We start from the raw sequence: 24,820 nt of genomic DNA on the forward strand, positions 1-24,820 counted from the left end.
GACCCGTCATGGTTGACTTCCGGCTCAGCGAGGAGCAGGAGGCGCTGGTCATCAGCGTGCGGGAGTTCGCCCGCGAGCAGGTGGCACCGGTCATCGCCGAGCACTACGAGAAGAAGACGTTCCCCTACGAAGTGATCCGGCAGATGGGCAAGATGGGCCTCTTCGGCCTGCCCTTCGCCGAGGAGCACGGTGGCATGGGCGGTGACTACTTCGCGCTCTGCCTGGCCCTGGAGGAGCTGGCCCGGGTCGACAGCAGCGTGGCGATCACCCTGGAGGCGGGCGTCTCGCTGGGTGCGATGCCGATCTACCGCTTCGGTACGGACGCCCAGAAGGCCGAGTGGCTGCCCCGGCTGACCAGCGGTGAGGCGCTGGCGGCGTTCGGGCTCACCGAGCCGGGCACGGGCTCCGACGCCGGCGCCACCACCACCCGCGCGGTGCTGGACGAGCGGACGAACGAGTGGGTGATCAACGGCTCCAAGGCGTTCATCACCAACTCCGGCACCGACATCACCTGCTTGGTCACGGTGATGGCCGCGACCGGCACGAAGGCGGACGGCAGCAAGGAGCTGTCCACCATCATCGTGCCGTCGGGCACTCCCGGCTTCACCGTCGCGCCCGGCTACTCCAAGGTCGGCTGGTGTGCCTCCGACACCCACGAGCTGGCCTTCGACGACGTCCGGGTGCCGGCGGCCAACCTGCTCGGCGAGCGGGGCCGGGGCTTCGCGCAGTTCCTGCGCATCCTGGACGAGGGCCGGATCGCCATCGCGGCGCTCTCGGTCGGCCTGGCCCAGGGCTGCGTCGACGAATCGGTCAAGTACGCCAAGGAACGCCAGGCGTTCGGCCGGCCGATCGGCAACTACCAGGCCGTCCAGTTCATGATCGCGGACATGGAGATGCGCGCGCACACCGCGCGGATCGCGTACTACGAGGCCGCGGCCCGGATGCTGGCCGGCGAGGACTTCAAGCACCAAGCGGCGCTGGCCAAGCTGTACGCGAGCGAGGCCGCGATGGACAACGCCCGGTACGCGACCCAGGTGCACGGCGGCTACGGCTTCATGAACGAGTCCGCGGTGGGCCGCTTCTACCGCGACGCGAAGATCCTGGAGATCGGTGAGGGTACGTCCGAAGTGCAACGCATGATCATCGCCCGCGGCCTCGGACTGTAGATCTTGGACTCCCGGTCGGTTTCTGCGGCAAATCCGACGGCGGGAGCGTCGGTTACTCGACACATTGCATGCTGAAGTCGGCATCCATCGATCTGGGTGCCTAGGTTCGAGACATGACGTCCGATCACGGGGCGGACCAGGATGGTCCGGGATTCGACGCCGTGCTGCGCAGTTACCGGCTGCGGGCGAAGCTGACCCAGGACGAGCTGGCCGCTCGGGCCGGGGTCGGTGTGCGGACGGTGCGTGACCTCGAACGGGGTCGCGCCTCCAGACCGCAGCGGACCACGGTGGAACTGCTCGCGGCCGCACTCGGCCTGGCCGGCGCGGACAGGCTCGCCTTCCTGGCTGCCGCGCGCGGTCACCAGGCCGGTGCGTCCGCGCAGCCGCGCTACGTACGCCTGCCGCCGGCCGGTGATCTGATCGGCCGCGACGGTGATGTCGCCGAGCTGGTCACCCGCCTCTCCCCGGCCCGCGACGACGGACCGCGGGGCGTCACGCTGGTCGGCCTGGCCGGGGTGGGCAAGACCAGCCTCGCGCTCACCGTGGCGCACCGGGTCGCTCCCGCCCATCCGGGCGGTGTCGCCGGCATCGTCGTCACCGACGGCTCCACCGCCGGCGAGGTGCTCGGCAGCGTCGCCGCGGTCTTCGGAGTGGGCCGGGCCGACGATCTCGCGCCGCGGTTCGCCGGCCGGTCCGCGCTGCTGCTCGTCGACGCGGTCGACCGCGCGTCGGAGGCTGTCGCCGAGGCCCTGAGCCGGCTGCTGCGCCAGCACCGGACGCTGCGTTTCCTGGCCACCGGCCGGCACCCGGTCGGCCTGCCCAGCGAGCGGGTCTGGCCGGTCGCGCCGCTGGTCGCGCCGCCGGAGGACGCCGGGCCGGAGCTCGCCGAGGTGGCCGGCTATCCGGCGGTGGCGCTCTTCCTCGACCGGCTGGCCCGGGTCCGCGGCGGCCCGGTCGAGCCGGACGAGGTGGCGTCGCTGTCCGCGCTGGTCCGCCGGCTCGGCGGGCTGCCGATCGCGCTGGAGCTGGCCGCCGCCCGCGGCCGGGTGCTCACCGTCGCCGAGATCCTGGACCGGTACGGCGACCGCGTCCTGGACCTGTCCGGCCGGCCCGCACCCGGTGCCGTGGTCTCCGTCCGGGAGGCCGTCGCCGCCAGCTACCGCCTGCTCGCGCCGGACGAGCAGCGGGCCCTGCACCGCCTCGCGACCTTCCGCAACCGCTGGTCGCTGGACCTGGCCGAGGCGGTGATCGCGGACGGCTCGGCCACCGACGCGGTGCACCTGCTGGACCGGCTGCTGGAGCTGGGCCTGCTCAGCGCCCGTGGCGCCCGCGCCTTCCGGTTCCGCCTGCTGGACGTCGTCGGCGACTTCGCCCTGGAACGGGCCGCCGCCGACGGTGACCTGCCCGCGGCGCGGCACCGGCACGCCGAGGTGCTGGCCGACCTGGCTCAGGAGATCGCGCCCGACCTCAAGGGCGGCCGGCTGGCCGAGGCCGCCGCCCGGCTGGACGACGTCGCCGGTGACCTGGGGGCCGCGCTGACTTTCGCGGCCCGCGAGCATCCGCACATCGCGTTGCGGCTCGCGGCCGCGCTGCCCCGGTGGTGGCGCTTCCGCGGGCGCGACGTCACCGGCCGGCAGTGGCTGCGCCGGCTGCTGGCCGACCCCCGTACGGCGGACGCCGATCTGCTGGTCCGGGCCTGGGCCAAGGTCGGGCTGGCCCAGCTGGCTCTCGAGCACGGCTCGGGCACCGAGGAGATCGGCTCCGCCGAGGCCGCACTGGCCGACTTCGCGGCGCTGGGTGACGTGCCGGGGCAGCTCACCGCGCACACCCAGCTGGCGGCCCTGTGGATGACGGCCGGGGGATACGAGCGGGCTCGCGGGCACGGCGCCGCCGCGCTGGAGCTGGCCCGCAGCAGCGGCCACACCCGTGACATGGCGGTCGCCGAGAACAACCTCACCTGGCATGAGATCCGCGAAGGGGATCTGGGCGCCGCCCGGGACCGGCTCGCCGAGGTGGACCGGCTGGCCAGCCGGTGCGGGGAGCACCGGCTGCGGGCGGTGGCCGCGGCGAACCTCGCTGAGGTCGAGCGGCTGGACGGCCGTTTCGAGCAGGCCGCCCGGCTGGGCCGGGACGCGATGGCGGAGCTGGAGGACGTCGGTGATCCGGGCCACCGTCGCCGGGTGCTCGCGACGGTGGGTCTGGCGCTGGCCGAGAGCGGCCGGGTCGCCGAGGCGCTCGATGTGCTGGCCGAGCTGCGCGGGCCCGAACCGCAAGCGCCGGCCGACGGGCCGGCGGCGATCGTGGAGGCGGCGATCGCCCTGCGGCAGGGCGAGGAGAAGCGGGCGGCGGAGAGTTTCGCGGCTGCCGCCGAGGCGTACGCCGGTGGCCACGATCCCCGTGACACGGTCGAGGCGCTGGTCGGTCTGGTGCGAAGCACTCCGGATGCGGAGCGCCGGCAGGAGGCGGTGGCCAGGCTCGCCGCGATCTGCCGTACGGGTGGGATCACGCTGCTGCCCCGGGAGCGTGACCTGCTCGGACCGGAAGCGCGGCGTGAGCTGGAAGAGCAGCTCTGAAGTGGGCCGGAGTGTGCCAGGGCGTGGACGGCCGGCGCTTGTGTGCCCCCCACACGCCGGCCGTCCCAACGCCCCGGTCACGCGGCGTGAACGAAGGCACCCCCGTTTGCCCAGCCTTCGGCCTCGGCCGCGCCGCGTCCCCCTGCGGAGATCACCCTAACCGGCCGCACCAGGGGATTTGCGGATTTAAGCGGCTTATGTCGAGGCGCTGACGGGCTTCTGCCGGTACTTCTGCCGGTTACTGCCCCGTTCGGCTCAGTGGCCCGGCACGGCCGGTAAGGCCTCTTCCGAGCTGCCGGCGGTCGCGCACGGGTTGACCGCGTCGCGGATGGTCCGCAACGACTCCAGCATCTGCGCCAGCTGATCGGGAGTGAGCTGGTCGATGAACCACCGCTGCACCAGCTCCAGGTGGCCGGGCAGGATCTCGTCGAGCCGGGCCAGGCCGGCGTCGGTGATCACCGCGAAAGAGCTGCGGCGGTCGCTCGGACAGGCTTCGCGGCGGATCAGGCCGCCGCGGTCCATCCGGTCGACGACCCGGGTCACCCCGCTGGTGGACAGGGAGGTCTGGCCGGCGAGGTCGGTCATCCGCAAGCGGTTCTGCGGCGATCGGGCAAGGCGCATCAGCACCTCGAACTCGACCGGGGAGACCCGGTGCTGCTCGAACTGCGCGGCGAAACGGCTGCTCAACCCGGTGAACGCCTCGGCGAAGAGGCCGACGGCGGTGAACCGGGAGTCATCAAAATCGGTACCCACGTGAGCCAGCTTACCAGCGGTCTCTTGACAGGGGGAATATTGCTTGGCATATAGTTGCTCCGTCAGACAACAACCTGGCTCTGCCTTCGAGAGGAAATGTCATGACCGACGTCGCCAGCACCCGCGAGTTCGAGGGCCTGCAGATCCCGGCCGCCGGCACCTACCAGCTGGACGCCGCGCACAAGCGGGTCGGCTTCGTGGTGCGTCACCTGATGGTCAGCAAGGTCCGCGGCAACTTCGCCGAGGCGGACGCGACCATCACCATCGCCGAGGACCCGCTGCAGTCCTCGGTCACCGCTTCGATCGTCACCGCGAGCGTGCAGACCGGCAATGTCGACCGGGACAACCACCTGCGCACCGGCGACTTCTTCGAGGCCGAGAAGTACCCGGCGATCACCTTCCGCAGCACCGGCATCAAGTCGCACTCCGGCGCCGAGTTCGTGCTCGACGGTGAGCTCACCATCAAGGACGTCACCAAGCCCGTCGAGCTCGTCGTCGAGTTCGAGGGTGCGACCACCAGCCCGTACGGTCAGCAGGTCTTCGGTTTCAGCGCGACGACCGAGATCGACCGCGAGGACTGGGGCCTGACCTACAACATGGCGCTCGAGTCCGGCGGCGTCATGATCGGCAAGAAGGTCAAGATCGAGATCGAGGGCGAGGCCATCCGCCAGGTCTGACATCCACCGATCCGCAGCGAAGCGCCGTCCGTCCGGGCGGCGCTTCGCCGTGTCCGGCCCCCTGACTGGCGGCATCACCGGCCGAGTGCGAGGGTAAACGTTGCGCTGCCGCGTGCTTACCCAGAGCTGATGTGTGTCCGATTCGTCCCTGGCCTTGGTTAGCGGGTGCACATACCGTGAGAGCGTCACGCGAACGTGCCAGGAGGAACGATGGGTAAGGACCTCTCCGGGGTCGTCTTCTCGCAGGACGACCGGGTCCACTATCGGCAGAAGGTCCGGCGCTGCCTCGACGTGCTGGCTCTGATGCTGGACGACTTCGCCTTCGACGCGGAGAGCCCGATGACGGGCCTCGAGATCGAGCTCAACCTCATGGACGCGGACGCCGAACCGGCGATGCGCAACGCCGAGATCCTGGCCAACCTGGCCGACCCGACGTTCCAGACCGAGCTCGGCCAGTTCAACCTCGAGCTCAACGCCCGCCCCCGGCTGATCACCGGCAACGGCTTCGCCGACTACGAGGAAGACCTCGTCGAAAGCCTGAGCCGAGCCGAGGACCGGGCGAAGAAGGCCGACAGCACCATCGTGCTCATCGGCAGCCTGCCCACCCTGCAACCCCGGCACCTGGTGCTGGCGAACCTCTCGGCCAACGAGCGGTACCGCGCCCTCAACGACCAGATCGTCGGCGCCCGCGGCGAGCAGTTCAGCGTCGACATCCGCGGCGTCGAACGCCTGCAGACGGCGAACGACTCGATCGCGCCCGAGGCGGCCTGCACCAGCGTGCAGTTCCACCTGCAGGTGCCACCGGACCAGTTCGCGGCGTACTGGAACGCGGCCCAGGCGGTGGCCGGGATCCAGGTGGCGGTGGGGGCCAACTCGCCGTACCTGCACGGCCGGCAGCTCTGGGCCGAGACCCGGATCGCGCTGTTCGAGCAGGCCACCGACACCCGGCCGGACGAGCTGAAAGCCCAAGGGGTACGCCCGAGAGTGTGGTTCGGCGAACGGTGGATCACCTCGGTGTTCGACCTGTTCGAGGAGAACGTCCGGTACTTCCCGCCGCTGCTGCCGATCATGGACGAGGAGGACCCGGTGGCGGTCCTCGAAGCCGGCGGTGTGCCCTGCCTCGGAGAGTTACGCCTGCACAACGGCACGGTCTACCGCTGGAACCGCCCGGTCTACGACGTGATGAACGGCCGCCCCCACCTGCGAGTGGAGAACCGGGTGCTGCCGGCCGGCCCGACCGTGGTCGACATGCTGGCGAACGCGGCCTTCTACTTCGGCCTGGTCCGGCAACTGGCCGAGGAGGATCGCCCGATCTGGACGCAACTCTCCTTCGGCGCGGCGGAGGACAACTTCCACGCCGCGGCCCGCCGCGGCATCGAAACGACGATGTACTGGCCGGGCGCCGGGGAGACGCAGGTGACCGAGCTGGTGCTCGACATTCTGCTGGCCAAGGCCCATGCGGGGCTCGACCTGTTCGGCGTGCACCCGGCGCACCGCGATCGGCTGCTCGGCATCATCGAGGCCCGCTGCCGCACCGGCCGCAACGGTGCGACGTGGCAGACGGAAGCGGTGTGGTCGGCGGAACACCGCCGTGGTCTGGACCGGCAGGGGGCGTTGCACGACATGTTGCTCCGGTACAGCTCCCTGCAGCAGACGAACGAGCCGGTGCACACCTGGCCGGTCGAATAGCTCAGCGGGTCTGGTCCTCACCGGCACGACGGCCCGGCCGGCGCCGGGAATCCTGCACGGGCAGCTCGGCGGTGTCGCCGTCGTCGATCAGCCCGGCGTCTCCGGAGGATGCGCTTTTCGCATCAGCGTCCTTCAAGCCGGCGTCCTTCGGGACAGTGTCCTTTGAGCCGGCGTCCTTCGTTGCGGCCGGCTTCGTGGCAGCCGCCGGCTTGGCCGGCGTTGCGGCGCGGCTGCCGGTTGCTCGCGCTTGCCGGGGAGCGGAAGGCTGCGAGGTGGCGCGCGCTGGAGTCGCCTTTGTGGACTTCGCGGGGGTCTTCTGCGCAGGGGGCGTTTTATCGGAACTGGCGGTATCCGGTGGTCCAGCCTTCGAATCTGGGCCCGGGGAGGCGGCGGTCCTGGGAGCTGGGGGGCGGGTTTCACCCGATTGAGCGTCGTTGATCTTCGCGATCGGGGGAGAGGCGGGCGGCGGGGCGACCGTCGATCGGGTGTCGGACCGGCCCGGGGTGGACGAGGCGGCCGGTCGTGCGCCGCCATCAACCGAGGGAACTCCCGATCTGGGGGAGCCAGCCGGCCGCGACCGACCGCGGGCGGGGGCCGCGACCGACGGGGAGCCGGACTGAGCCGGCGCCGCGGCCGAAGGAGATGCCACGGAGGGCGAGGCGGTCGCAGAAGCGGGGGCCGAGGCGGTGGCAGAAGAGGGGGCCGAGGCGGTTGCGGAAGCGGGGGCTTTGGCCCGGCCGGTGGCGATCGCCGAGGGGTCGATCGCTGAATCGCCGTCACGCTGCGTTGCCTTGCCACGCCGGAACCGGTCCATGAAGGACCGCCGTTGGCGGGGCTCCGCATCGGCCGGCGGAGGGGTGGGTGCGGGCTCCGGAGTTCTTGAGGCGTCCGATTCGGCCCGGCCCTCCGACCGTCCCTTCGGCGCAGACCTGGGCGACGGGACAACCGCGGCGCCGGACCCGACGGATTCCGAACGGGCGCCGCCGGGTCGCGGGGATCCGGCGGTGGCGGGCCGGGCGCCGGCTGACCTAGCGCCCACAGGCTTGGCGGTTTCAGATCCGGCGGCGAGTTCAGCATCTGTGGGCACGGAGTCGGCCGTCTTGGCGCTGACTGCGCCGCCGCCGCGGGACCTCGAGCTACGAGCACTCGCTGCGTCGCCAGGGGCTGCTGGCAAGGCCCCATCCCCCGAAGCGGATCCGGCCATCCGGCGGGCAGCGCCGCGCTGACCCAACGCGACTGTGAGCGCCGACCCCGCCAACCCGGCCAGCACCGCATAAGGCGCAATCAGATAGGCCGACTGCAACGGACCTGGAGTGCCGGTCAGCTGCGGGGCCAGCACGAAGAAAGCCGCCGCCACCAGCAGCGGCCCGACCGCCCCGGACGACGCAGCACCCACCCCCAGGTCACCGCGGCGAACCGCCGGCAGCACGCCGATGACCCCCACCACCAGCGCCGCGAGCAAGGTCAGCAGCGCGCTCGGCCAGTAGATCGTGCCGTACTGGGCGTCGGGGGAGTCCGGGGAGAAGAACTGCCAGCTCGACAGGTAGGTCGCCGAGGGGCGGTGCCAGATCGTGGCCACGACCGCTGCCACGGCCAGGGACCACAGCCAGGCTGCCGTCGCGATCAGGTTCGCCGCCACCGGTCTGGAGACCACCGCCCAGTACGCGATGGCCAGGCCCACGAGCACGCCGATCACCGCGTACCCGCCCGCGATCGTCTGGGGTGAGAACGTGTCCGTCCGTACCGCTGCCCGGGCCGGGAGCGCGATCAGCGCGACCGTCAGCAGGGCGCCGACCGCCGCGGACGCCGCCAGCGCGAAGCGCCAGGGCCCGCCGTCGCCGCGGCCGAGCCGGCTCGCGATGACCGCGCCGAACACGGTCGCGCTCGCCGAGATCCAGGTCGCCCAGCCGAGACTGCCCAGCCAGACGCTGTCGTCGACCGCCACCGCCGGCCACACCACCACGCCCAGGCCGTAGCCGAGGCCGAGCTGGGCGGCGCCCGTCCCCGCGGCCACTCCGGCCGCGGCTGCCACTCGCGCTGTCCAGCCCTTGTCGGCCATGCCGGGCACTGTAGCCGCCGGTGACGATGCCTGCGAATCAATGAGTTGATGCGCCAAGATTGGTTAGGTTGGCGGCAGAGGACGCCCGAACGGAGAGGATCCGGCGATGTCCGACGACGACGAGCGCCGCCGCCTTGATGAGACAGGTGAGTACTTCCCGTTCGCCGAGGATGAGGAAATTCCCCCGATCGGCGGTCCCCTGAAGGATGACCGGACGGCGCAGTTGCCCCGCGCCGCGGGGGATACGGACCGCACGCAGCTCTTCCCGCCGCCGGCGGGGGACGACGCGACGTCGGTGATTCCTCCCGCTGCGACCGACGGTACGCGCACAGAGCGTCACCCTCGCAGCACGGACAACTGGGCTGACGAGGGCGATGCGGTGTGGTCCGCCCGGGCCGGGGTCCGTCCGCCGCGACCCGGATACGGCGACGACTTCACCAGCACGGACTGGGCGACGGTGCCGGCCGACGAGCCACGCGGCCGGTGGTGGACGCCGATCGCGGTGGGCATCGCCGCTTTGCTGCTGTTGGCCCTGCTGGGCTGGGGCATCTACCTGATCGTGCAGTCCACCGGCGGCGACGCCACCCCGGGCGTGACTGCCTCTCCCGCGGCGCCGGTCACCACGGCCGCGACGACTGCGACGACCGCGCCCACCACCACGCCGCCGTCCACGGAGCCGGTGACGACCCAGCCGACCACCTCGGCCCCCGCCACCCCGAGCGACATCACCGTGCCGGCGTTGAAGGGACTTTCCTCGGAGGAGGCGCGGGGAGCTCTCGACCGCAAGGGCCTGAACTACCGCCTGCGCTATGTGACCAGCGATTCTCCGGCCGGGACCGTGATCGACAGCGATCCGGCCGAGGGCCAGCAGGTGCCGGCGGACACGGTGATCACCTTGATCATCGCGGCGGGGCCGACGACGGCGCCGGCCCCCACGCAGACACAGACCACCGGGCCGACCGGCCAGCAGGAGGAGGACTGACTCCGGTCAGCGGTTGGCGCGCAGGGCGCGGGCCTGGATGGCGCCCGTGGTCATGCCCGGCTGACGGCCGTTGCGGGTGCGCGGGTCCGGCGCCTTGCCGACCTGTCGCAGGCCGCCGACCTGCACAAAGATGGACCGGCGCTCGACCGCGTCACCGGACGCGTTGAGCTCGTAGCCGTCCAGCCAGATCCAGCCGTCGTACGTCGGCCAGTCGTGCACCCGGATGACCCGGAAAAGCATGGGCGCCGCGAATTGGACGCTGGCCGCCTTCGTCACGTGTATGACATCGCCGGACCGAGGAAGCACGTCATCTCCTGTCCTGAACCCAGTAGGGGCAAATTGCACTTTGCCGCACGGTGAACACAGATGGTCCAGTGTGCCCGGCTGATGCATCTTTGCACCATAACGAATGTGCCAATCATCGCCACGGTGCGGTTTGGCCGCTCCCGGCCCGGTCGCTGCTCGCGGACTTCATCAAGTCCGGCGAGGACAGTCGGCTACGGTCGGTCCCCAGTGCGCGGCGTCGCTTTTTGGTGCATTGCTGCGTACCCGGCGCTTGTATCCCAGGCTCCCACAAGAACACTAAGTGACGTGCGCCATACGGAAAGATTGCACCACGAGGCGAATCGATGCAAGTTGCAGGTCAGCCGAAAGTGACTAAACGATCACTGTGGACGCTTGAGGGATCAAGAGACCACCAGAGAGACTGAGGGCGACAACGCCGTACGGTGGAGCCCGCGCCGTCCGGTCGCATGATGCCACGCAGCCCGGAGGTGAGCGTGAATCCGCGCCGCAGCCCCACCATCCGCCGCCGCCGACTCGGTGCTGAGCTACGCAGATACCGCGATGCGGCCGGCGTGACCATCGACGTGGTGGCCGATCGTCTCGGCTGCTCACCGTCCAAGGTGTCCAGAATCGAGACCGGCCACACGAGCGCCTCTCCACGCGACGTAAAGGACATGCTGGACATTTATGGCGTCAATGGCGTCGAATCGGAAGAATTGGTGCAGATATCCCGCGAAGCCCGGCAAAAGGGATGGTGGCACCCGTTCAGTCCGGTGCTCACCGGCGCTTATGTCGGGCTCGAAGCGGCGGCCCGGTCGATCAGGGCGTACGAGCAACAGGTGGTTCCTGGTCTGCTTCAGACCGATAAGTACGCAATAGCGATGATCAGGGCCGCCCGATTGGGTGACAGCGACCGAGAAATAGAGCAACGGGTACGCGTCCGGATGGCTCGCCAAGCGTTATTGATTCAGGACGATCCGATCGATCTTCAGGTGGTGCTCGATGAAGCGGTGGTGAGTCGCCCCGTCGGCGGCGACCAGGTCATGCGGGATCAATTGCTCCGATTGGTCGAGGCGAGCCGGCTGCCGAACGTCACTCTGCAGATCCTGCCGTTCGCGGCAGGAGCCCACGCCGGCATGGACGGCACATTCGCGATCCTCGACTTCCCCGACGCCGAGGACCCCAATGTGGTGTTCGCCGAGAACGCGACCGGCGGGCTTTTCCTGGAGAAGAGCGACGAACTGCGCAAGTACAACTCCATCTTCGACACCGTCCGATCGTCGGCCCTCTCTCCCGAGGAGTCCAGAGACATGATCGTTAGGCTGGCAGAGGAGCCATTGTGGAAAGTGAGACCAAGGGTTTCCGGATCGACCTGAGCCGCGCGCAGTGGTTCAAGAGCACACGCAGTGGCCCGAACTGTGACAACTGCGTGGAGGTGGCCTTCGTCGAGCAAGCCATCGCGGTTCGCGACTCCAAGAACCCGACGGGGCCCGCGTTGATCTTCGCCGCCGCCGAGTGGGACGCCTTCGTGGGCGGGGCCAAGGGTGGCGAGTTCGACCTTTAGAGCAGGTGACCCTCGACCGCCCCCGCCACGAGCGTGGGGGCGGTCGCTGCATTTTGCCCCATTTGCGCCGTCGCCCGTTCGGGTCGGCCTCGTTGAACGCTCTAAGCGCGGACCGGACCGCGCGCCCGGAGAACCGCCGCCGGCCCGTACGGCTGACCGTCCCCCTCGCGTGACGGTGCGGGCAGGCGATCCATACGAGCGAGGCAAGGCGAAACAGATGACGATGGGTTCCGACAACCTCAGCAACGGATCCGTGACCGCGCAGGACCGCTTCAGCGGAGGCGTGAGCGCGTACCGGCAGACCCGCCGCGACGCGGCCCTGGCCGCGGAGCACGGCGACGGTGAACTGGTCTCGCGCGGCAGCGGCGGAACCGGTCTGTCCGGCCTGCCGACCCGCACCCCGATCGAACCGACCAGCGCGCTGGACCGGGCGGCCAAGCTGCCCTCGCTGGACCTGCAGGGCCTGACCGAGCCGGTCTTCCCGACCAGCGGCGGCTGGGTCGACGCGGGCAGCTCCCAGTCGATGGCCGACCACCCGCTGCTGCGCGGGCTGCTGCTGGAACTGCCGGTGCGCGGCACGATGCCGGACTCGGGCTGGCTGGACCGCTGGTTCGAGGCGGCCCGCTCGATCCTCGAACTGCTCTACGTCCAGGAAGCCAAGCGCAAGTAGCACCCCGTGACGCCGTCCACGGGCAGGCCCGGTGACCCCACCCGGACCGCCTGCCCGGCGACGGACGGGCTATGCGGCCCGGTGCGCCGAGGATGCGTAGTTCTCGGCCGGTCCGGTCTCCAGCGGCAGCGCGGTGTAGGTCTCCGCCGAGCTCTGGCGTGCCGGCACGGCCCGCAGGCGGACCTTGCCGATCGGCGCGAAGACCTTGACGTTGAGCCGGCTGTGCCGGATCGCGTGCCGGATGCCGAGCGCGAGCACCGCGACTCCCACCACGGTCAGCACGATCCCGGCGACCTGGGCGCCGGGCACCTCGATCACGCCGGCCGCGATCGGCACGCCGGCCAGTGCGGCCAGCCCGGTGATCTGCAGCGGCGTCGCCACTAGCGGATGGGCGGCGGCGGCCAGCAGCGCCGGCGGCGCCGGCGTCAGCGGCGCGGTGGCGAACGCGCCCGCGCCGCGCCGGATCTGAGCGAGGCGCCGCGCGGTCACCAGCACCACGACCAGCGCGGGTACGGCGGGGAGCACAGCAGCCGCCGGGGCCGCGGAGTGCCCGGACAGCACGCCGGTGACCAGCGGTACGGCGATGAACACCGCGACCCCGCCACCGACCAGCGTGGACAGTGTGCGAGCGCGCCGGCGCAGCTCGCGAGCCGTGCGAGCGCTCGGCAGGGCGTCCGCGAGCAGTCCGGCGGTGAGCCAGACCCCGGCGAGTACGCCGATCAGGATGAGGTCCGTCGTGGTGTTCACATCGACAGCCTTCACCCGTCGCGCAAGCGGCAAAACCGGGATATGCCCGGACGGTCAACCCGTAGGGGTGTGATCGTGACTATGCGTGAGTGCCGCTTCACGAAGCGAACTCATCCTGATGGGCGAAGAGGACAATGCCCCCTGTTGCGGCCGTGACCGGTGTCCTAGTGTCGGGTGCCAGACGGCACCGATGCATCGGTGCCCGGCCACGAGTTCGACCTGGGGAGGTCGGCCGGGGTTTCCGGCGGTGACGCCGTGAGACCCCGGCACCGCCCGGCCTGACCGCTTCGGAGCCCCTCGGACAGCTCAGACCGCGAAGGTCTGGACCTTCTCGGTGGCCGGTGCGGGCGGCGTCGCCTTCCACAGGCCCAGCTTCTGCACGGCCAGCCGGGACAGGTAGGCCGGGTTCAGCAGGATGTAGCGCTTCCACAGCCGCTTGGGCTCCAGCCCGAGGCGCCACAGCCATTCGAGGGCGTACTTCTGCATCCAGGCGGGCGGGTTCTTCAACAGCCCGGCGTGGTAGTCGAAAGCAGCCCCGACCGCGAGCAGCGGCATGTCGAGCAGCGGGCGCATCGCGTACGTGAAGATCTCCTGGCGGGGGCAGCCGAGCCCGACCAGCACGATCCGCGCGCCCGACGCCTTGATCCGGTCCGCGATCTCCACGTCCTCGCCGGGCTGGGCGGCGCGGAACTTCGACGCCTCGACCCCGGCGATCTTCAGCGCCGGGAACATCCGCTCCAGCGCCGGTACGAGTTTGCTCAGGGTCGGTTCCGTGGAGCCGTACAGGTAGACCGGCAGGCCCTCGGCCGCGGCCTGGCGCAGCACGCGCAGGGTGAGCTCGGGGCCGTAGACCCGGTCGGTCAGGCCAGCGTGGTGCAGCAGGTTGAGCGCGCCGCGGACCGGCTGCCCGTCCGGCGTGACCAGGTCGAACGAGTTGAGCCGGGCGTTGTGCGCCTTGTCCTGCACGCCGGTCATCACCCCGTGCACGGCCAGCGCGGTGACGGCGTAGTGGCGGCGTTCGCGGGCGGCGTCGAGGATCTGGGCGACGGCGGCGTCGTAGTCCACCGCGTCGACCAGCACGCCGAGGATGTTCTTCTTCCCCTGCGCGATCACGGCTGGGGGACCCACTTGTCGACGTTGGCCTCGTAGATCTCCTGAAGGATCATCGGGACGTCGTAGACCTGCTTCCACTGCGGGTAGTCGGCCTGGAAGGCCGCCATCGAGCCGATCCACCACTGGTGGTCGCCGATCCGGTTGTCGTCGACGTACTCGGTGACCATCTCGGTGCCGCTGATCTTCTCGGCCATGGCGAAGGCCTCGAGGTTGGAGCAGTTCGAGTGCCGGCCGCCGCCGAGGTTGTAGACCGCCGCCGAGCGCGGGGCGCGGAAGAACGCCTCGAAGGCGCTGAGCACGTCGTGGCTGTGGATGGCGTCGCGGACCTGCTTGCCCTTGTAGCCGAAGATCCGGTAGAGCCGGCGTTCCATGTTGGCCCGCATCACGTAGCCGAGGAAGCCGTGCAGCTCGGTCGCCGAGTGGGCCGGCCCGGTGAGGGTGCCGCCGCGGAAGATCGCCGTCTTCATGCCGAAGTAGCGGCCGTACTCCTGGGCCATCACGTCGGCGGCGACCTTCGACGCGCCGAAGACCGAGTGCAGGCACTGGTCGATCGACATGTCCTCGGTGATGCCGTCGGCGTACGGGTGCGCCGGGTCGATCTCCCAGCGGGTCTCCTGCTCGATCAGCGGGAGCCGGTTCGGGGTGTCGCCGTAAACCTTGTTGGTGGAGCAGTGGATGAAGGCGGCGTCGATGCAGTGCTCGCGGGTGTTCTGCAGCAGGTTGAGGGTGCCGCCGGCGTTCACGTCGAAGTCGGTGAACGGGTCCCGCACGGCCCAGTCGTGCGACGGCTGCGCCGCGGTGTGGATGACGACCGCGATGTCCTTGCCGTACCGCTGGAAGATTCGCGACAGCGCGTCGCGGTCCCGGATGTCGACCCCGTGGTGCGAGTACGCCGCGCCGAGGTCGGCGGTGAGCTGCTGCACGTTCCAGGCCGTCGACGCCTCCGCGCCGAAGAACTCCTGCCGCATGTCGTTGTCGATCCCGACGACATCGAGGCCCAGCCCGGCAAAGTGCCGAACCGCCTCAGAGCCGATGAGACCACCTGATCCGGTTACCAGGGCGACGGCCACGAGCAAACTCTCCCAGAGGTCTCGGGGGCAAAACCAGTCGAGAGCATAACGCCACCCCCATCACGCTCCGCTGTCACCCAACAGAGCAAGGCACGAACACAGGAGACAGGAAGGAGACAGAACGAGGGAGGGAGGGGGACGGTTCAAGAGTGAGTGACTCACCCCCGCGCCCACCGCACCGCGGGGCCTCCGGGGGCTCGGCCCCCGGAGCAGAAATGCCGATCGCCCCCGGTCCGCGCGTTCCGCGGACAGAGGGCGACCAGGTGATCGGGTGGGGATGGGGGGAGTTGAACCCCCACGTCCGTTAGGACACACGGACCTGAACCGTGCGCGTCTGCCATTCCGCCACATCCCCGTGGCATTCAGTTAGCCGGAACAGACTACGCTGTCCCTCGTTACACCGCGAGCAGATACTGCCCTCGGCGCCAGGGAAGACTAGCACGGCGCCGGGGGCCGCAATACGAGGGTCAGGAGCGACCGGTTGCTCTTCGCAGAGATGCGGAAGCGGCGGCCGGATACCATCATGTCCTCGGAACCCGAGGAGGAGCCGGTGAGCGTGCTGCAGCGCTTTGAGAAGCGGTTGGAAGGCCTGGTCGAGGGTGCCTTCGCGAAGGTGTTCAAGGGTGTCGTGCACCCGGTGGAGATTCTTAATGCCATGCAGCGGGAGGCCGAGGCGCACAAGGCTATCCTCGCTGGTGGTCGCACCTTGGTGCCCAACCGCTACGTGATCGATCTCTCGCCGTACGACCACAGCAGGCTGGCACCGTATGCCGCTGCACTGGCCCAGGAACTGGCCCAGTCGCAGGCGGAGTTCATCGGTGAGCAGGCCTGGACGGTCTACGGCGACGTCATCGTCGAGATCGAGCGCGGTGACGGGCTCGATACCGGCATGTTCCGTGTCACAGCGGAGGTGTACACCGGCGGCGAGGTCGCGCCTGTGCAACAGCCCGCCTACGACGCTGCGCCGGCGTATTCGCCGTACGACCAGCAGCAGGGCGGGTATCCGCCGCACGGGGGGCACAACGGCCGCAACGTCGGCCTGGTCTCCGGTGACGGCCGCACCTATCCGTTGCAGATGGGCTCGACGGTCATCGGCCGTGGGGACCAGGCCAATCTGCGTCTGCCGGATGTCGGGATCTCCCGGCGCCACGCCCGGCTGGACTATGACGGCAGCCAGGTCGTGCTGACCGACCTGGGCTCGACGAACGGCACGATGGTCAACGGCCAGCGCGTGTCGGCCGTGGCGCTCAACCCGGGCGACATGATCCAGTTGGGGACGACCACCCTCACGTTCCGAGTGGACGGCTAGGCACCTTGCCAGAATTTGTCCTCACCGTCGCCCGCTTCGGCTTCCTGATACTGCTGTGGATCTTCGTGTTCACGGTGGTGGGAGTCATCCGTAAGGATCTCTTCGCCGGGGTCCGGTCCAAGAGTCTCGTCGCCTCGCCCCGAGGGGTGGGTGGCGTGGTGCCGCAGGGCCGGCCGGCGAAGGCGAAGCGGGGCAAGGCTGCCCGGCAGCTCGTGGTGACCGCCGGTCAATTGGCCGGCACCAGGATCACTCTGGGTGAGGCTCAGATCACTATCGGACGTGCGGAGGACTCGACGCTGGTCATCACGGACGACTTCGCGTCGGCCCGGCACGCCCGGCTCGTGCCGCGGGACGGTCAGTGGTTCGTCGAGGACCTCGGCTCGACGAACGGCACCTATCTCGATCGCGGTAAGGTCTCCGGACCTACTCCCGTCCCCCTTGGCGTGCCGATCCGGATCGGCCGCACTTCACTCGAGTTACGGCCATGACCCTGACCCTGCGCTACGCCGCCCAGAGCGACCGCGGTCTGATCCGAGACGGAAATCAAGACTCCGTCTACGCCGGACCGCGGCTCCTTGCCGTCGCCGACGGCATGGGCGGCATGGCCGCCGGTGACGTCGCCAGCAACATCGTCATCGCGGCCATGGCTCCGCTCGACGAGGACGTCCCCGGCGATGCGCTGGTCGACGCCCTCCGGCATGCCGTGGGCACGGCCAACCAGACCCTGCGCGACACCGTCGACGCCAATCCGCATCTGGAGGGGATGGGCACCACCCTGACCGCGGTGCTCTTCTCCGGCAGCAAGATCGGCATGGTGCACATCGGCGACTCGCGCGCCTACATGCTGCGCCAGGGCGAGTTCGCCCAGATCACCAAGGACGACACCTACGTCCAGATGCTGGTGGACGAGGGCCGGATCAGCCCGGAGGAGGCGAGCAGCCACCCGCAGCGTTCGCTGCTCACCCGGGCGCTCGACGGCCGGGACATCGATCCGGAGTATTCGGTCCGCCAGGTCCTCAAGGGCGACCGCTATCTCATCTGCAGCGACGGGCTCTCCGGCGTGGTCAGTGCCGAGACCATCGGCGAGAGCATGCGGGACATCCAGGATCCGCAGGCGTGCGTCGAGCGGCTGGTGCAGCTCGCGTTGCGCGGCGGCGGCCCGGACAACATCACCGTGGTGGTCGCCGACGCGACCGACGCGGACATCGTCGAGCAGGCCCCGATCGTCGGCGGTGCGGCCGCCCGTGACCGCGGCAACTCGACCGTCGCGGACGCTTCCAGTGCTGCTGCCCGCGCGGCGGCTCTGCAGGCGCCACCGCGGCCCGCGCAGCCTTCCGGCCCGCCGTACGACCGGGACGAGCCGGAGCCGCAGCCGAAGAGGCACCCGGTCCGCACGAGCCTGTTGCTGCTCGTGCTGCTCGGCATCCTCGGCGGCGGCCTCTATCTGGGCTGGCAGTACACCCAGAAGCAGTATTACGTCGGCGCCACCGAGCAGGGCCAGCTGGCGATCTTCCGCGGTGTGCCCGGCCAGATCGCCGGCCTCGACCTCTCCAGTGTCAACGAGACCAGTCCGGCTCGCCTGGACGACCTCACCTCGGTCGCCCAGGACCGGGTCAAGCAGGGCATCCACGCCGACAGCCGGCCTGATGCCCGGCGGCGGCTCGAGGAGCTGACCAGCGACGAGCCGTCCAACCCCAACCTGAAGCCGATCTGCGTGGCCGGCAGCGCCACGCCGACGGTGTCGGAGCCGGTGACCCCGTCCGGCACGCCGTCCGCGGCCGGGAAGACGTCGTCTCCCGGCCGGCCCACCTCCACGTCGGCGCCGGCTCTCGCGCCCACCATCACGCCGGACGCCCTGCCTTCGGAGTCTGCCCCGCCGGTCGTCGACCCGGTCGGGTGCCGGCCCGTCGACTGAGCGTCCGCTCACCGAAGTCTGGGGACTCTTTCTTGACCGCGCCCGCCCTTCCGGCTCCCACACCCGCGACCACGGGTGAGATGCCCCGTGTCCCGGGCACGAAGACCGGGCGCAACGCGGAGCTGGGTCTGCTCGCGCTGGCGATGAGCATCGTGGCCGCGTACGGCGCGATCGTCGAGGCCAACCAGTTCGAGAAGATCACCCCGACGTTCTGGGTGCCGGCCGCGTTGCTGAGTGTCCTGTTCGTCGCCCTGCACCTGGTGGTCCGCTTCACCGCGCTGTACGCCGACCCGGTGCTGATCCCCACCGTGGCGCTGATCAACGGCCTCGGTGTCGGCTTTCTGCGCCGCCTCGACCTGGCCCGGTCCATCGCGCAGAAGCAGCCCGAGCCGGGCATCTTCGCCGGCGTCGGAGGGCGTCAGCTCGCCTGGACGCTGGCCGCCCTGGTGCTGGCCGCGGTGCTGCTGATCGTGATCCGCGACCACAAGACGGTCTCCCGGTACGCGTACACGCTCGGCCTGGTCGGCATCGTGCTGGTGATGATCCCGGCGGTGCTGCCGGCCAGCATCTCGGAGATCAACGGCGCCCGGCTGTGGATCCGGATCGGGTCGTTCTCCATCCAGCCCGGTGAGTTCGCCAAGCTGGCCCTGGTCTCCTTCTTCGCGTACTACCTGGTCCGCAAGCGCGAGGTGCTCTCGCTGGCCAGCCGGCGGGTCCTCGGCATCGACTTCCCCCGCGGCCGCGACCTCGGTCCGGTCATCACGGTGTGGATGCTCTCCCTGCTCGTGCTCGTCTTCGAGAAGGACCTCGGCACGGCCCTGCTCTACTTCGGCCTGTTCGTGGTGACGCTCTACGTCGCCACCGAACGGGTCAGCTGGCTGATCATCGGTCTGGTGATGTTCTTCGGCGGCGTCTACGTGGCGTACCTGCTCGGCGCGTCGGTCGGTGGCCCGTTCGCCAACTTCTACGACCGCGCCACGGTCTGGCTCGACCCGTTCGCCACCGAGAACTACAGCCGCCTCGGCGGCAGCTACCAGCTCGTGCAGAGCCTGCTCGGCCTGGGCACCGGCGGCCTGTTCGGCACCGGCCCGGGGGCCGGCTCACCGAGCAAGGTGCCCGAGGTCCGCACCGACTTCATCTTCGCCGGCATGGGCGAGGAGATCGGCCTGTTCGGCCTCTCCGCGCTGCTGATCTGCTACCTGCTGATCGTCGAGCGCGGCCTGCGGGCGGCCCTGGGCGTACGCGACTCGTTCGGCAAGCTGGTCGCCGGTGGCCTGGCGTTCACCTTGGGTTTGCAGGTCTTCGTCATCCTTGGTGGCATCACCGGGCTGATCCCGCTGACCGGTCAGACGACGCCCTTCCTGTCCGCCGGTGGTTCGTCGCTCATGGCGAACTGGCTGCTCATCGCGATGTTGCTGCGGATCTCCGACGCCGGCCGCAGACCCGCGAGCGGTGGCCCGACGCCCGCGTCCGGTGGACCGAAGCAACCGCCCGCCCAGCTGCACGGCGCCATGACGGAGGTGATCAAGCCGTGAACGCACCCCTGCGCAAGGCCGGCGTGGTCATCCTCGTTCTGTTCGGCCTGCTCTTCGCCAACCTGAACTGGGTTCAGGGCTACAAGGCCGACGCGTACCGCACCAGCGACTACAACGGCCGGGTCCAGGTCGCGGAGTACGAGGTGCCGCGCGGCGTCATCGAGGCGGACGGCCAGGCGCTCGCGCAGAACAAACTCACCGACGACGAGCTGAAGTACCTCCGGCAGTATCCGGAGAAGCAGGTCTACGCGCCGATCGTCGGCTACAAGCCGGTGAACATCGCCGAGGTCGGCATCGAGCGCACCGAGGACGAGTTCCTCTCCGGCGCCAGCGACAAGCTCTTCGCCGACCGGGTCAGCGCCATGTTCACCGGGGACAAGAGCGGCGGCGGCAACGTGGTGCTGTCGATCAAGACCAAGGCCCAGGAAACGGCCTGGAAGCAGCTCACCAACAACCAGGGTGGCGCCAAGAAGGGGTCGGCGGTCGCGATCGACCCGCGCACCGGCGCCATCCAGGCGCTCGCCTCGTTCCCCAGCTTCGACCCGAACCCGCTGGCCAGCCACGATGTCGAGGCGGCGGCCGCGGCGTACAAGAAGCTGAACGGGGACAAGGACAAGCCGCTGCTGAACCGCGCGCTGTCCGAGACCTATCCGCCCGGCTCCACCTTCAAGGTGATCATCTCGGCCGCCGCGTTGCAGAACGGTTACGACCAGAGCACCGAGATCCCGGCCGGTCAGAGCTACACCGCACCCGGCTCGGGCGCGCCGATCCGCAACTCCGAGGACCAGACCTGCCCTGGTGCGCAGGTCACCCTCAAGGAGGCGCTGACCGACAGCTGCAACACCGGCTATGCGCAGCTGGGCGTCAAGCTCGGCGGCGACAAGGTCAAGAAGGCCGCCCGGGACTGGGGCTTCGAGCAGGACGACCTGACGGTCGGCAACCTCAAGGGCTCCGGGCTGCCGGTCGCGGCCAGCCGTACCGGTGAGATCAAGAACCCGGACGGCAGCATCGACCAGGCCGGGCTGGCCCAGTCGTCGATCGGGCAGAAGGATGTCCGGATGACGACCCTGCAGGGCGCGATGATCGCTGCCGCGGTCGCCAACGACGGCCGGCAGATGCGCCCTTACCTGGTCCAGCAGCTGCTCAGCCCCGATCGGCGGCCGATCTACAACGCCGCCCCGGAGACGCTGCGCACCCCGGTCAACGGGGATGTCGCCAAGGACCTGCGCGAGATGATGGTCAGTGTCGTCGAGAACGGCACCGGTCGGCGTGCCAAGATCAGCGGCTTCGAGGTCGGCGGCAAGACCGGTACCGCGCAGAACGCGACCGGCGCCGACAACCACGGCTGGTTCATCGGATTCGCCTTCAACGACAAGGGTGAGGCAGTCTCAGCGGTCTGCGTCATGCTGGAGAACGTGCCTGGCGATCACCCGAGCGCCGAGGCGGCCCGGATCGCCGGGCTCATCATGAAGGCCGCGGCGGGCCGGGGAGGGGACTGACATGATCAGCCCTGGGGTCACCCTCGGCGGCCGGTACCGCTTGGACGAGCGGATCGCCGGCGGTGGCATGGGTGACGTGTGGCGCGGCACCGACGAGGTGCTGGGCCGGACCGTCGCCGTCAAGATCCTGCTCCCGGCGCTGCTGGACGAGCCCGGCTTCGCCGAGCGGTTCCGCGGCGAGGCCCGGACCATGGCCACGATCAACCACCCCGGCGTGGTCGACGTCTACGACTACGGCAGCGACCAGCAGCTGGCTTTCCTGGTCATGGAGTACGTGGAGGGCGACGCCCTGTCGCGCACCCTGAGCCGGGTCGGCCGGCTGACGCCGGCGCGGACCATGGCGCTGGTCGCCCAGGCCGCCGACGCCCTGCAGGCCGCGCACGCGAACGGCATCGTGCACCGCGATGTCAAGCCCGGCAATCTTCTGGTCCGCCCGAACGGCACGCTGGTGCTGACCGACTTCGGCATCGCCCGGTCCGCCCTGGTCGGGCAGCTCACCGTGGCCGGCTCGGTGCTCGGCACGGCGTCCTACATCTCCCCCGAGCAGGCCTCGGGCGCGGTCGCCACGGCCGCCTCCGACGTGTACGCCCTCGGCGTGGTCGCCTACCAGTGCCTGTCCGGGCACCGGCCGTTCGACGGGGCCACCCCGATCGAGATCGCCATGAAGCACGTCCGGGACACCCCGCGACCGCTGCCGGCCGACATCCCGCCGGCCGTGCGCGCCATCGTGGACCGCGCGCTGGCCAAGGATCCGGGCGCGCGCTGGCCCACTGCCTCAGCGATGGCCGCGGTGGCCCGCCAGGCCGCCTCGTCGCTCACCACCCAGGTGCAGCAGCCCGCGGTGAACGGCTCCGCGCCTGCCGGCCGTCCCCAGTCGGGTGGCCCGACGATGAACAGGCCGCAGTCCGGTGGCCCGGTGGTGGCCAACCGTCCGCACTCCGGCGCTCCCGCTTCCGGCCCGCCCGGACATCCGGTCTCCGGGCAGGCCCGCCCGCCGTACCCGCCCGTCCCCCGGCCGGTCTCCGGTGCTCAGGCGCGTGGTGCGGCCTCCGTGCCGTCAGGCCAGCCGCCGTACAGGCATCCCTCGGCACCGCCGATGCAGCAGCCGGTGCCGGGCGGGAAGCAGCCGGAGGGTTCCGGCGGCCGACAGGTGTTGATCGTCCTCGCCGTTGTTCTGGCTCTGCTTGTCCTGCTCTGCGCCGGTGTGATCTCGTTCCTGCTCAAGCAGGGCCAGAACGGCGCGATGGGTGGGGGCGGTCCGCGTGCCACGGTCGTGCAGGCGGGCTCGGCTGACCCACGGGCGCCGGTGGCGTCGTACCGTCTTACGAAGCAGGCTGCGGCTCCCCTCAGCCTGAACCATGCGACCGAAGGACGACAGACGCTATGACGGCGCAGGCCCGCCTGCTCGGCGGCAGGTACCAGGTCGGCGAGCTGCTCGGCTACGGCGGCATGGCCGAGGTGCACAAGGGTCGTGACCTCCGGCTGGGCCGGGACGTCGCGATCAAGATGCTGCGCACCGACCTGGCGCGCGACGCGACTTTCCAGGAGCGGTTCCGCCGCGAGGCGCAGAACTCCGCCGCCCTGAACCACCCGGCGATCGTCGCCGTCTACGACACCGGCGAAGAGGTCTCGTCGACCGGCGAGAAGCTGCCGTTCATCGTCATGGAGTTCGTCAACGGCCGGACCCTCAAGGAGGTCCTGGCCGCCGAGCAGCGGATCCAGCCCCGCAAGGCCCTGGAGATCATCGCCGACATCTGCGCCGCGCTGGAGTTCAGCCACCGGCACGGGATCATCCACCGGGACATCAAGCCCGGCAACGTGATGATCACCCAGAACGGCCAGGTCAAGGTCATGGACTTCGGTATCGCCCGGGCCCTGGCCAGCGGCGCGACCACGATGACCCAGACCAGCGCGGTCATCGGTACGGCGCAGTACCTCTCCCCGGAGCAGGCGCGCGGCGAATCCGTCGACGCCCGCTCCGATGTGTACGCCGCCGGCTGTGTGCTGTTCGAGCTCCTGGTCGGGCACCCGCCGTTCGTCGGAGACAGCCCGGTCAGCGTGGCGTACCAGCACGTCCGCGAGGACCCGAAGGCGCCCAGCGACATCAACCGCGAGGTCCCGCCGGACGTCGACGCGATCGTGCTCAAGGCGCTGGCCAAGAACCCGCTGAACCGCTACCAGAGCGCGCAGGAGATGCGCGCCGACGCCCTGCGCGCGGTCGCCGGCCGCCCGGTCATGGCCACCCCGGTGATGTCCGAGGCCGAGACGATGGCGATGTCCGGGCCGCCGATGCGCCAGCAGACGGCGATGACCCGGGCGATCCCGGCCGGCGTGGGCCCGCGCGGCCCGCAGCCGCCGGAACGCAAGACGTCGTCCTGGGTGATGGCGGTCCTCGCCGCCCTCGGTGTGCTCGCGGTCGTGGCGCTGGGCATCGGCCTGGTCCTGTCGCAGAACAAGGACAACGAGCCGGACCCGATCGCGAGCGCGGCGGTGCCGAAGGTTGAGGGCCTGTCGGAGAGCGAGGCCAGGGCGAAGCTCACCACGGCGGGCTTCCAGAACATCACGACCGGCGACCCCGAAACGACGGACGACTGCAAGAAGAAGGTTGAGAAGCAGTCCCCGAGCCCGGCCCAGACAGTCCCGGTCGACACGCAGATCACCCTCACCATGTGCGTCAGCCCGGAGGACACCCGGGTGCCGAGCAACCTGCGCGGCAGCAGCAAGGAAGTGGCCGCGGAGGCGCTGCGTGAGGCCAACCTCAAGGCCGACTTCCAGGAGGTCGACAGCGACGCGGAAGGCGGCCGGGTCGTCTCGGTCGAGAAAGAGGGCGAGACGGTCAAGCCCGGCACGACCATCACCGTCAAGATCTCCCGGGGCAACCTGGTCGAGGTGCCGTCGGTGGTCGGCAAGACCGAGGAAGTGGCCAAGGCGCTGCTGCAGCAGAAGGGCTTCACCAACATCGAGGTCGAGCCCTCGGACCAGCAGGGCACGCCGGGTCAGGTCGTCGACCAGACCCCGAACGCCAAGCAGAAGAAGCCCAAGGACACCCAGATCACCCTGACCGTCATCGCCGAGCAGGAACCGAACCCGGACGACTCGGGTTCCCCGGACCCGGACGTTCCGAACCCGCCGGGCGGCGACGGCGGCGGCACGGGCACCGGCACGGTCGGCAACCTGTTCAACTGAGCCACACGGAAAGCCCGGACGCGAACCC

The 24,820-nt window shown here is 70.2% G+C and carries 21 protein-coding genes and 1 tRNA gene; 15 read left to right on the forward strand and 7 right to left on the reverse strand.

Going from position 1 to position 24,820, the window contains the following annotated elements:
- Positions 1 to 8 precede the first annotated feature (8 nt).
- Both ACWEOZ_RS05755 and ACWEOZ_RS05760 read left to right on the forward strand, forming a co-directional pair.
- Entirely contained in the window at positions 9 to 1,166 is a 1,158-nt protein-coding gene (locus tag ACWEOZ_RS05755) for an acyl-CoA dehydrogenase family protein (RefSeq protein ID WP_451909590.1), read from the forward strand.
- Between the two features lie 113 nt (positions 1,167 to 1,279).
- Positions 1,280 to 3,739 (forward strand): ATP-binding protein, encoded by a 2,460-nt coding sequence (locus tag ACWEOZ_RS05760; protein ID WP_451909591.1) that lies wholly within the window; start codon positions 1,280 to 1,282, stop codon positions 3,737 to 3,739.
- 255 nt (positions 3,740 to 3,994) lie between these two features.
- Here the strand turns inward: ACWEOZ_RS05760 and ACWEOZ_RS05765 are convergent, their stop codons facing one another.
- The gene (locus ACWEOZ_RS05765) at positions 3,995 to 4,492 is read right to left on the reverse strand and encodes a MarR family winged helix-turn-helix transcriptional regulator (protein ID WP_451909592.1); all 498 of its coding nucleotides are present in this window, start codon (positions 4,490 to 4,492) and stop codon (positions 3,995 to 3,997) included.
- Between the two features lie 101 nt (positions 4,493 to 4,593).
- On the opposite strand from ACWEOZ_RS05765, the gene ACWEOZ_RS05770 reads away from it, so the two are divergent.
- Positions 4,594 to 5,169, forward strand: a complete 576-nt coding sequence (locus ACWEOZ_RS05770) for a YceI family protein (RefSeq protein WP_451909593.1) — start codon at positions 4,594 to 4,596, stop codon at positions 5,167 to 5,169.
- 210 nt (positions 5,170 to 5,379) lie between these two features.
- On the forward strand, positions 5,380 to 6,858 hold the full coding sequence (locus ACWEOZ_RS05775) for a glutamate--cysteine ligase (protein ID WP_451909594.1): 1,479 nt from the start codon (positions 5,380 to 5,382) through the stop codon (positions 6,856 to 6,858).
- Position 6,859: 1 nt separating this feature from the next.
- On the opposite strand, the gene ACWEOZ_RS05780 is transcribed toward ACWEOZ_RS05775, so the two are convergent.
- Positions 6,860 to 8,917 (reverse strand): Hansenula MRAKII killer toxin-resistant protein 1, encoded by a 2,058-nt coding sequence (locus tag ACWEOZ_RS05780; protein ID WP_451909595.1) that lies wholly within the window; start codon positions 8,915 to 8,917, stop codon positions 6,860 to 6,862.
- A gap of 106 nt (positions 8,918 to 9,023) precedes the next feature.
- Between ACWEOZ_RS05780 and ACWEOZ_RS05785 the strand changes: the two genes are divergently transcribed.
- Complete coding sequence (locus ACWEOZ_RS05785) at positions 9,024 to 9,899, forward strand: PASTA domain-containing protein (protein ID WP_451909596.1); 876 nt, start codon at positions 9,024 to 9,026, stop codon at positions 9,897 to 9,899.
- Between the two features lie 6 nt (positions 9,900 to 9,905).
- On the opposite strand, the gene ACWEOZ_RS05790 is transcribed toward ACWEOZ_RS05785, so the two are convergent.
- Positions 9,906 to 10,205: a hypothetical protein gene (locus ACWEOZ_RS05790; RefSeq protein WP_451909597.1), complete on the reverse strand. Its 300-nt coding sequence runs from the start codon at positions 10,203 to 10,205 to the stop codon at positions 9,906 to 9,908.
- Between the two features lie 473 nt (positions 10,206 to 10,678).
- On the opposite strand from ACWEOZ_RS05790, the gene ACWEOZ_RS05795 reads away from it, so the two are divergent.
- The 3 genes from ACWEOZ_RS05795 (at position 10,679) to ACWEOZ_RS05805 (ending at position 12,418) form a co-directional block, all read left to right on the forward strand.
- The gene (locus ACWEOZ_RS05795; protein ID WP_451909721.1) at positions 10,679 to 11,560 is read left to right on the forward strand and encodes a helix-turn-helix domain-containing protein; all 882 of its coding nucleotides are present in this window, start codon (positions 10,679 to 10,681) and stop codon (positions 11,558 to 11,560) included.
- A complete protein-coding gene (locus ACWEOZ_RS05800) occupies positions 11,524 to 11,748 on the forward strand; it encodes a DUF397 domain-containing protein (protein ID WP_451909598.1) in 225 nt (74 codons plus the stop codon). The genes ACWEOZ_RS05795 and ACWEOZ_RS05800 overlap by 37 nt, the downstream gene beginning before the upstream one ends.
- Positions 11,749 to 11,965: 217 nt before the next feature.
- Positions 11,966 to 12,418 (forward strand): hypothetical protein, encoded by a 453-nt coding sequence (locus tag ACWEOZ_RS05805; protein ID WP_451909599.1) that lies wholly within the window; start codon positions 11,966 to 11,968, stop codon positions 12,416 to 12,418.
- A 69-nt stretch (positions 12,419 to 12,487) separates the two neighbouring features.
- Here ACWEOZ_RS05805 and ACWEOZ_RS05810 read toward each other — a convergent pair whose 3' ends face one another.
- The 4 genes from ACWEOZ_RS05810 to ACWEOZ_RS05825 all read right to left on the reverse strand — a co-directional run bounded on the left by ACWEOZ_RS05810 (position 12,488) and on the right by ACWEOZ_RS05825 (position 15,703).
- Entirely contained in the window at positions 12,488 to 13,165 is a 678-nt protein-coding gene (locus ACWEOZ_RS05810; protein ID WP_451909600.1) for a hypothetical protein, read from the reverse strand.
- Positions 13,166 to 13,471: 306 nt separating this feature from the next.
- Positions 13,472 to 14,275, reverse strand: coding sequence for a WecB/TagA/CpsF family glycosyltransferase (locus ACWEOZ_RS05815; protein ID WP_451909722.1), 804 nt, complete (start codon positions 14,273 to 14,275; stop codon positions 13,472 to 13,474).
- Positions 14,275 to 15,348 (reverse strand): NAD-dependent epimerase/dehydratase family protein, encoded by a 1,074-nt coding sequence (locus ACWEOZ_RS05820; protein WP_451909601.1) that lies wholly within the window; start codon positions 15,346 to 15,348, stop codon positions 14,275 to 14,277. Before ACWEOZ_RS05820 ends, ACWEOZ_RS05815 begins: the two co-directional genes overlap by 1 nt.
- A 272-nt stretch (positions 15,349 to 15,620) precedes the next feature.
- Positions 15,621 to 15,703 (reverse strand) — tRNA-Leu (locus tag ACWEOZ_RS05825).
- A 168-nt stretch (positions 15,704 to 15,871) separates the two neighbouring features.
- On the opposite strand from ACWEOZ_RS05825, the gene ACWEOZ_RS05830 reads away from it, so the two are divergent.
- The 7 genes from ACWEOZ_RS05830 (at position 15,872) to pknB (ending at position 24,792) form a co-directional block, all read left to right on the forward strand.
- A complete protein-coding gene (locus ACWEOZ_RS05830; protein ID WP_203769381.1) occupies positions 15,872 to 16,657 on the forward strand; it encodes an FhaA domain-containing protein in 786 nt (261 codons plus the stop codon).
- A 5-nt stretch (positions 16,658 to 16,662) separates the two neighbouring features.
- Positions 16,663 to 17,145, forward strand: a complete 483-nt coding sequence (locus ACWEOZ_RS05835) for an FHA domain-containing protein FhaB/FipA (protein ID WP_203769348.1) — start codon at positions 16,663 to 16,665, stop codon at positions 17,143 to 17,145.
- Complete coding sequence (locus ACWEOZ_RS05840) at positions 17,142 to 18,572, forward strand: PP2C family protein-serine/threonine phosphatase (RefSeq protein ID WP_451909602.1); 1,431 nt, start codon at positions 17,142 to 17,144, stop codon at positions 18,570 to 18,572. The genes ACWEOZ_RS05835 and ACWEOZ_RS05840 overlap by 4 nt, the downstream gene beginning before the upstream one ends.
- 80 nt (positions 18,573 to 18,652) lie before the next feature.
- Positions 18,653 to 20,107: an FtsW/RodA/SpoVE family cell cycle protein gene (locus ACWEOZ_RS05845; RefSeq protein ID WP_451909603.1), complete on the forward strand. Its 1,455-nt coding sequence runs from the start codon at positions 18,653 to 18,655 to the stop codon at positions 20,105 to 20,107.
- Positions 20,104 to 21,606, forward strand: a complete 1,503-nt coding sequence (locus ACWEOZ_RS05850; protein ID WP_451909604.1) for a peptidoglycan D,D-transpeptidase FtsI family protein — start codon at positions 20,104 to 20,106, stop codon at positions 21,604 to 21,606. Before ACWEOZ_RS05845 ends, ACWEOZ_RS05850 begins: the two co-directional genes overlap by 4 nt.
- A gap of 1 nt (position 21,607) precedes the next feature.
- Positions 21,608 to 22,993, forward strand: coding sequence for a protein kinase domain-containing protein (locus ACWEOZ_RS05855; protein WP_451909605.1), 1,386 nt, complete (start codon positions 21,608 to 21,610; stop codon positions 22,991 to 22,993).
- Positions 22,990 to 24,792: a Stk1 family PASTA domain-containing Ser/Thr kinase gene (gene pknB, locus ACWEOZ_RS05860; protein WP_451909606.1), complete on the forward strand. Its 1,803-nt coding sequence runs from the start codon at positions 22,990 to 22,992 to the stop codon at positions 24,790 to 24,792. Before ACWEOZ_RS05855 ends, pknB begins: the two co-directional genes overlap by 4 nt.
- Positions 24,793 to 24,820 lie beyond the last annotated feature (28 nt).

The sequence above is a fragment of the Actinoplanes sp. NPDC004185 genome (genome assembly GCF_053603475.1).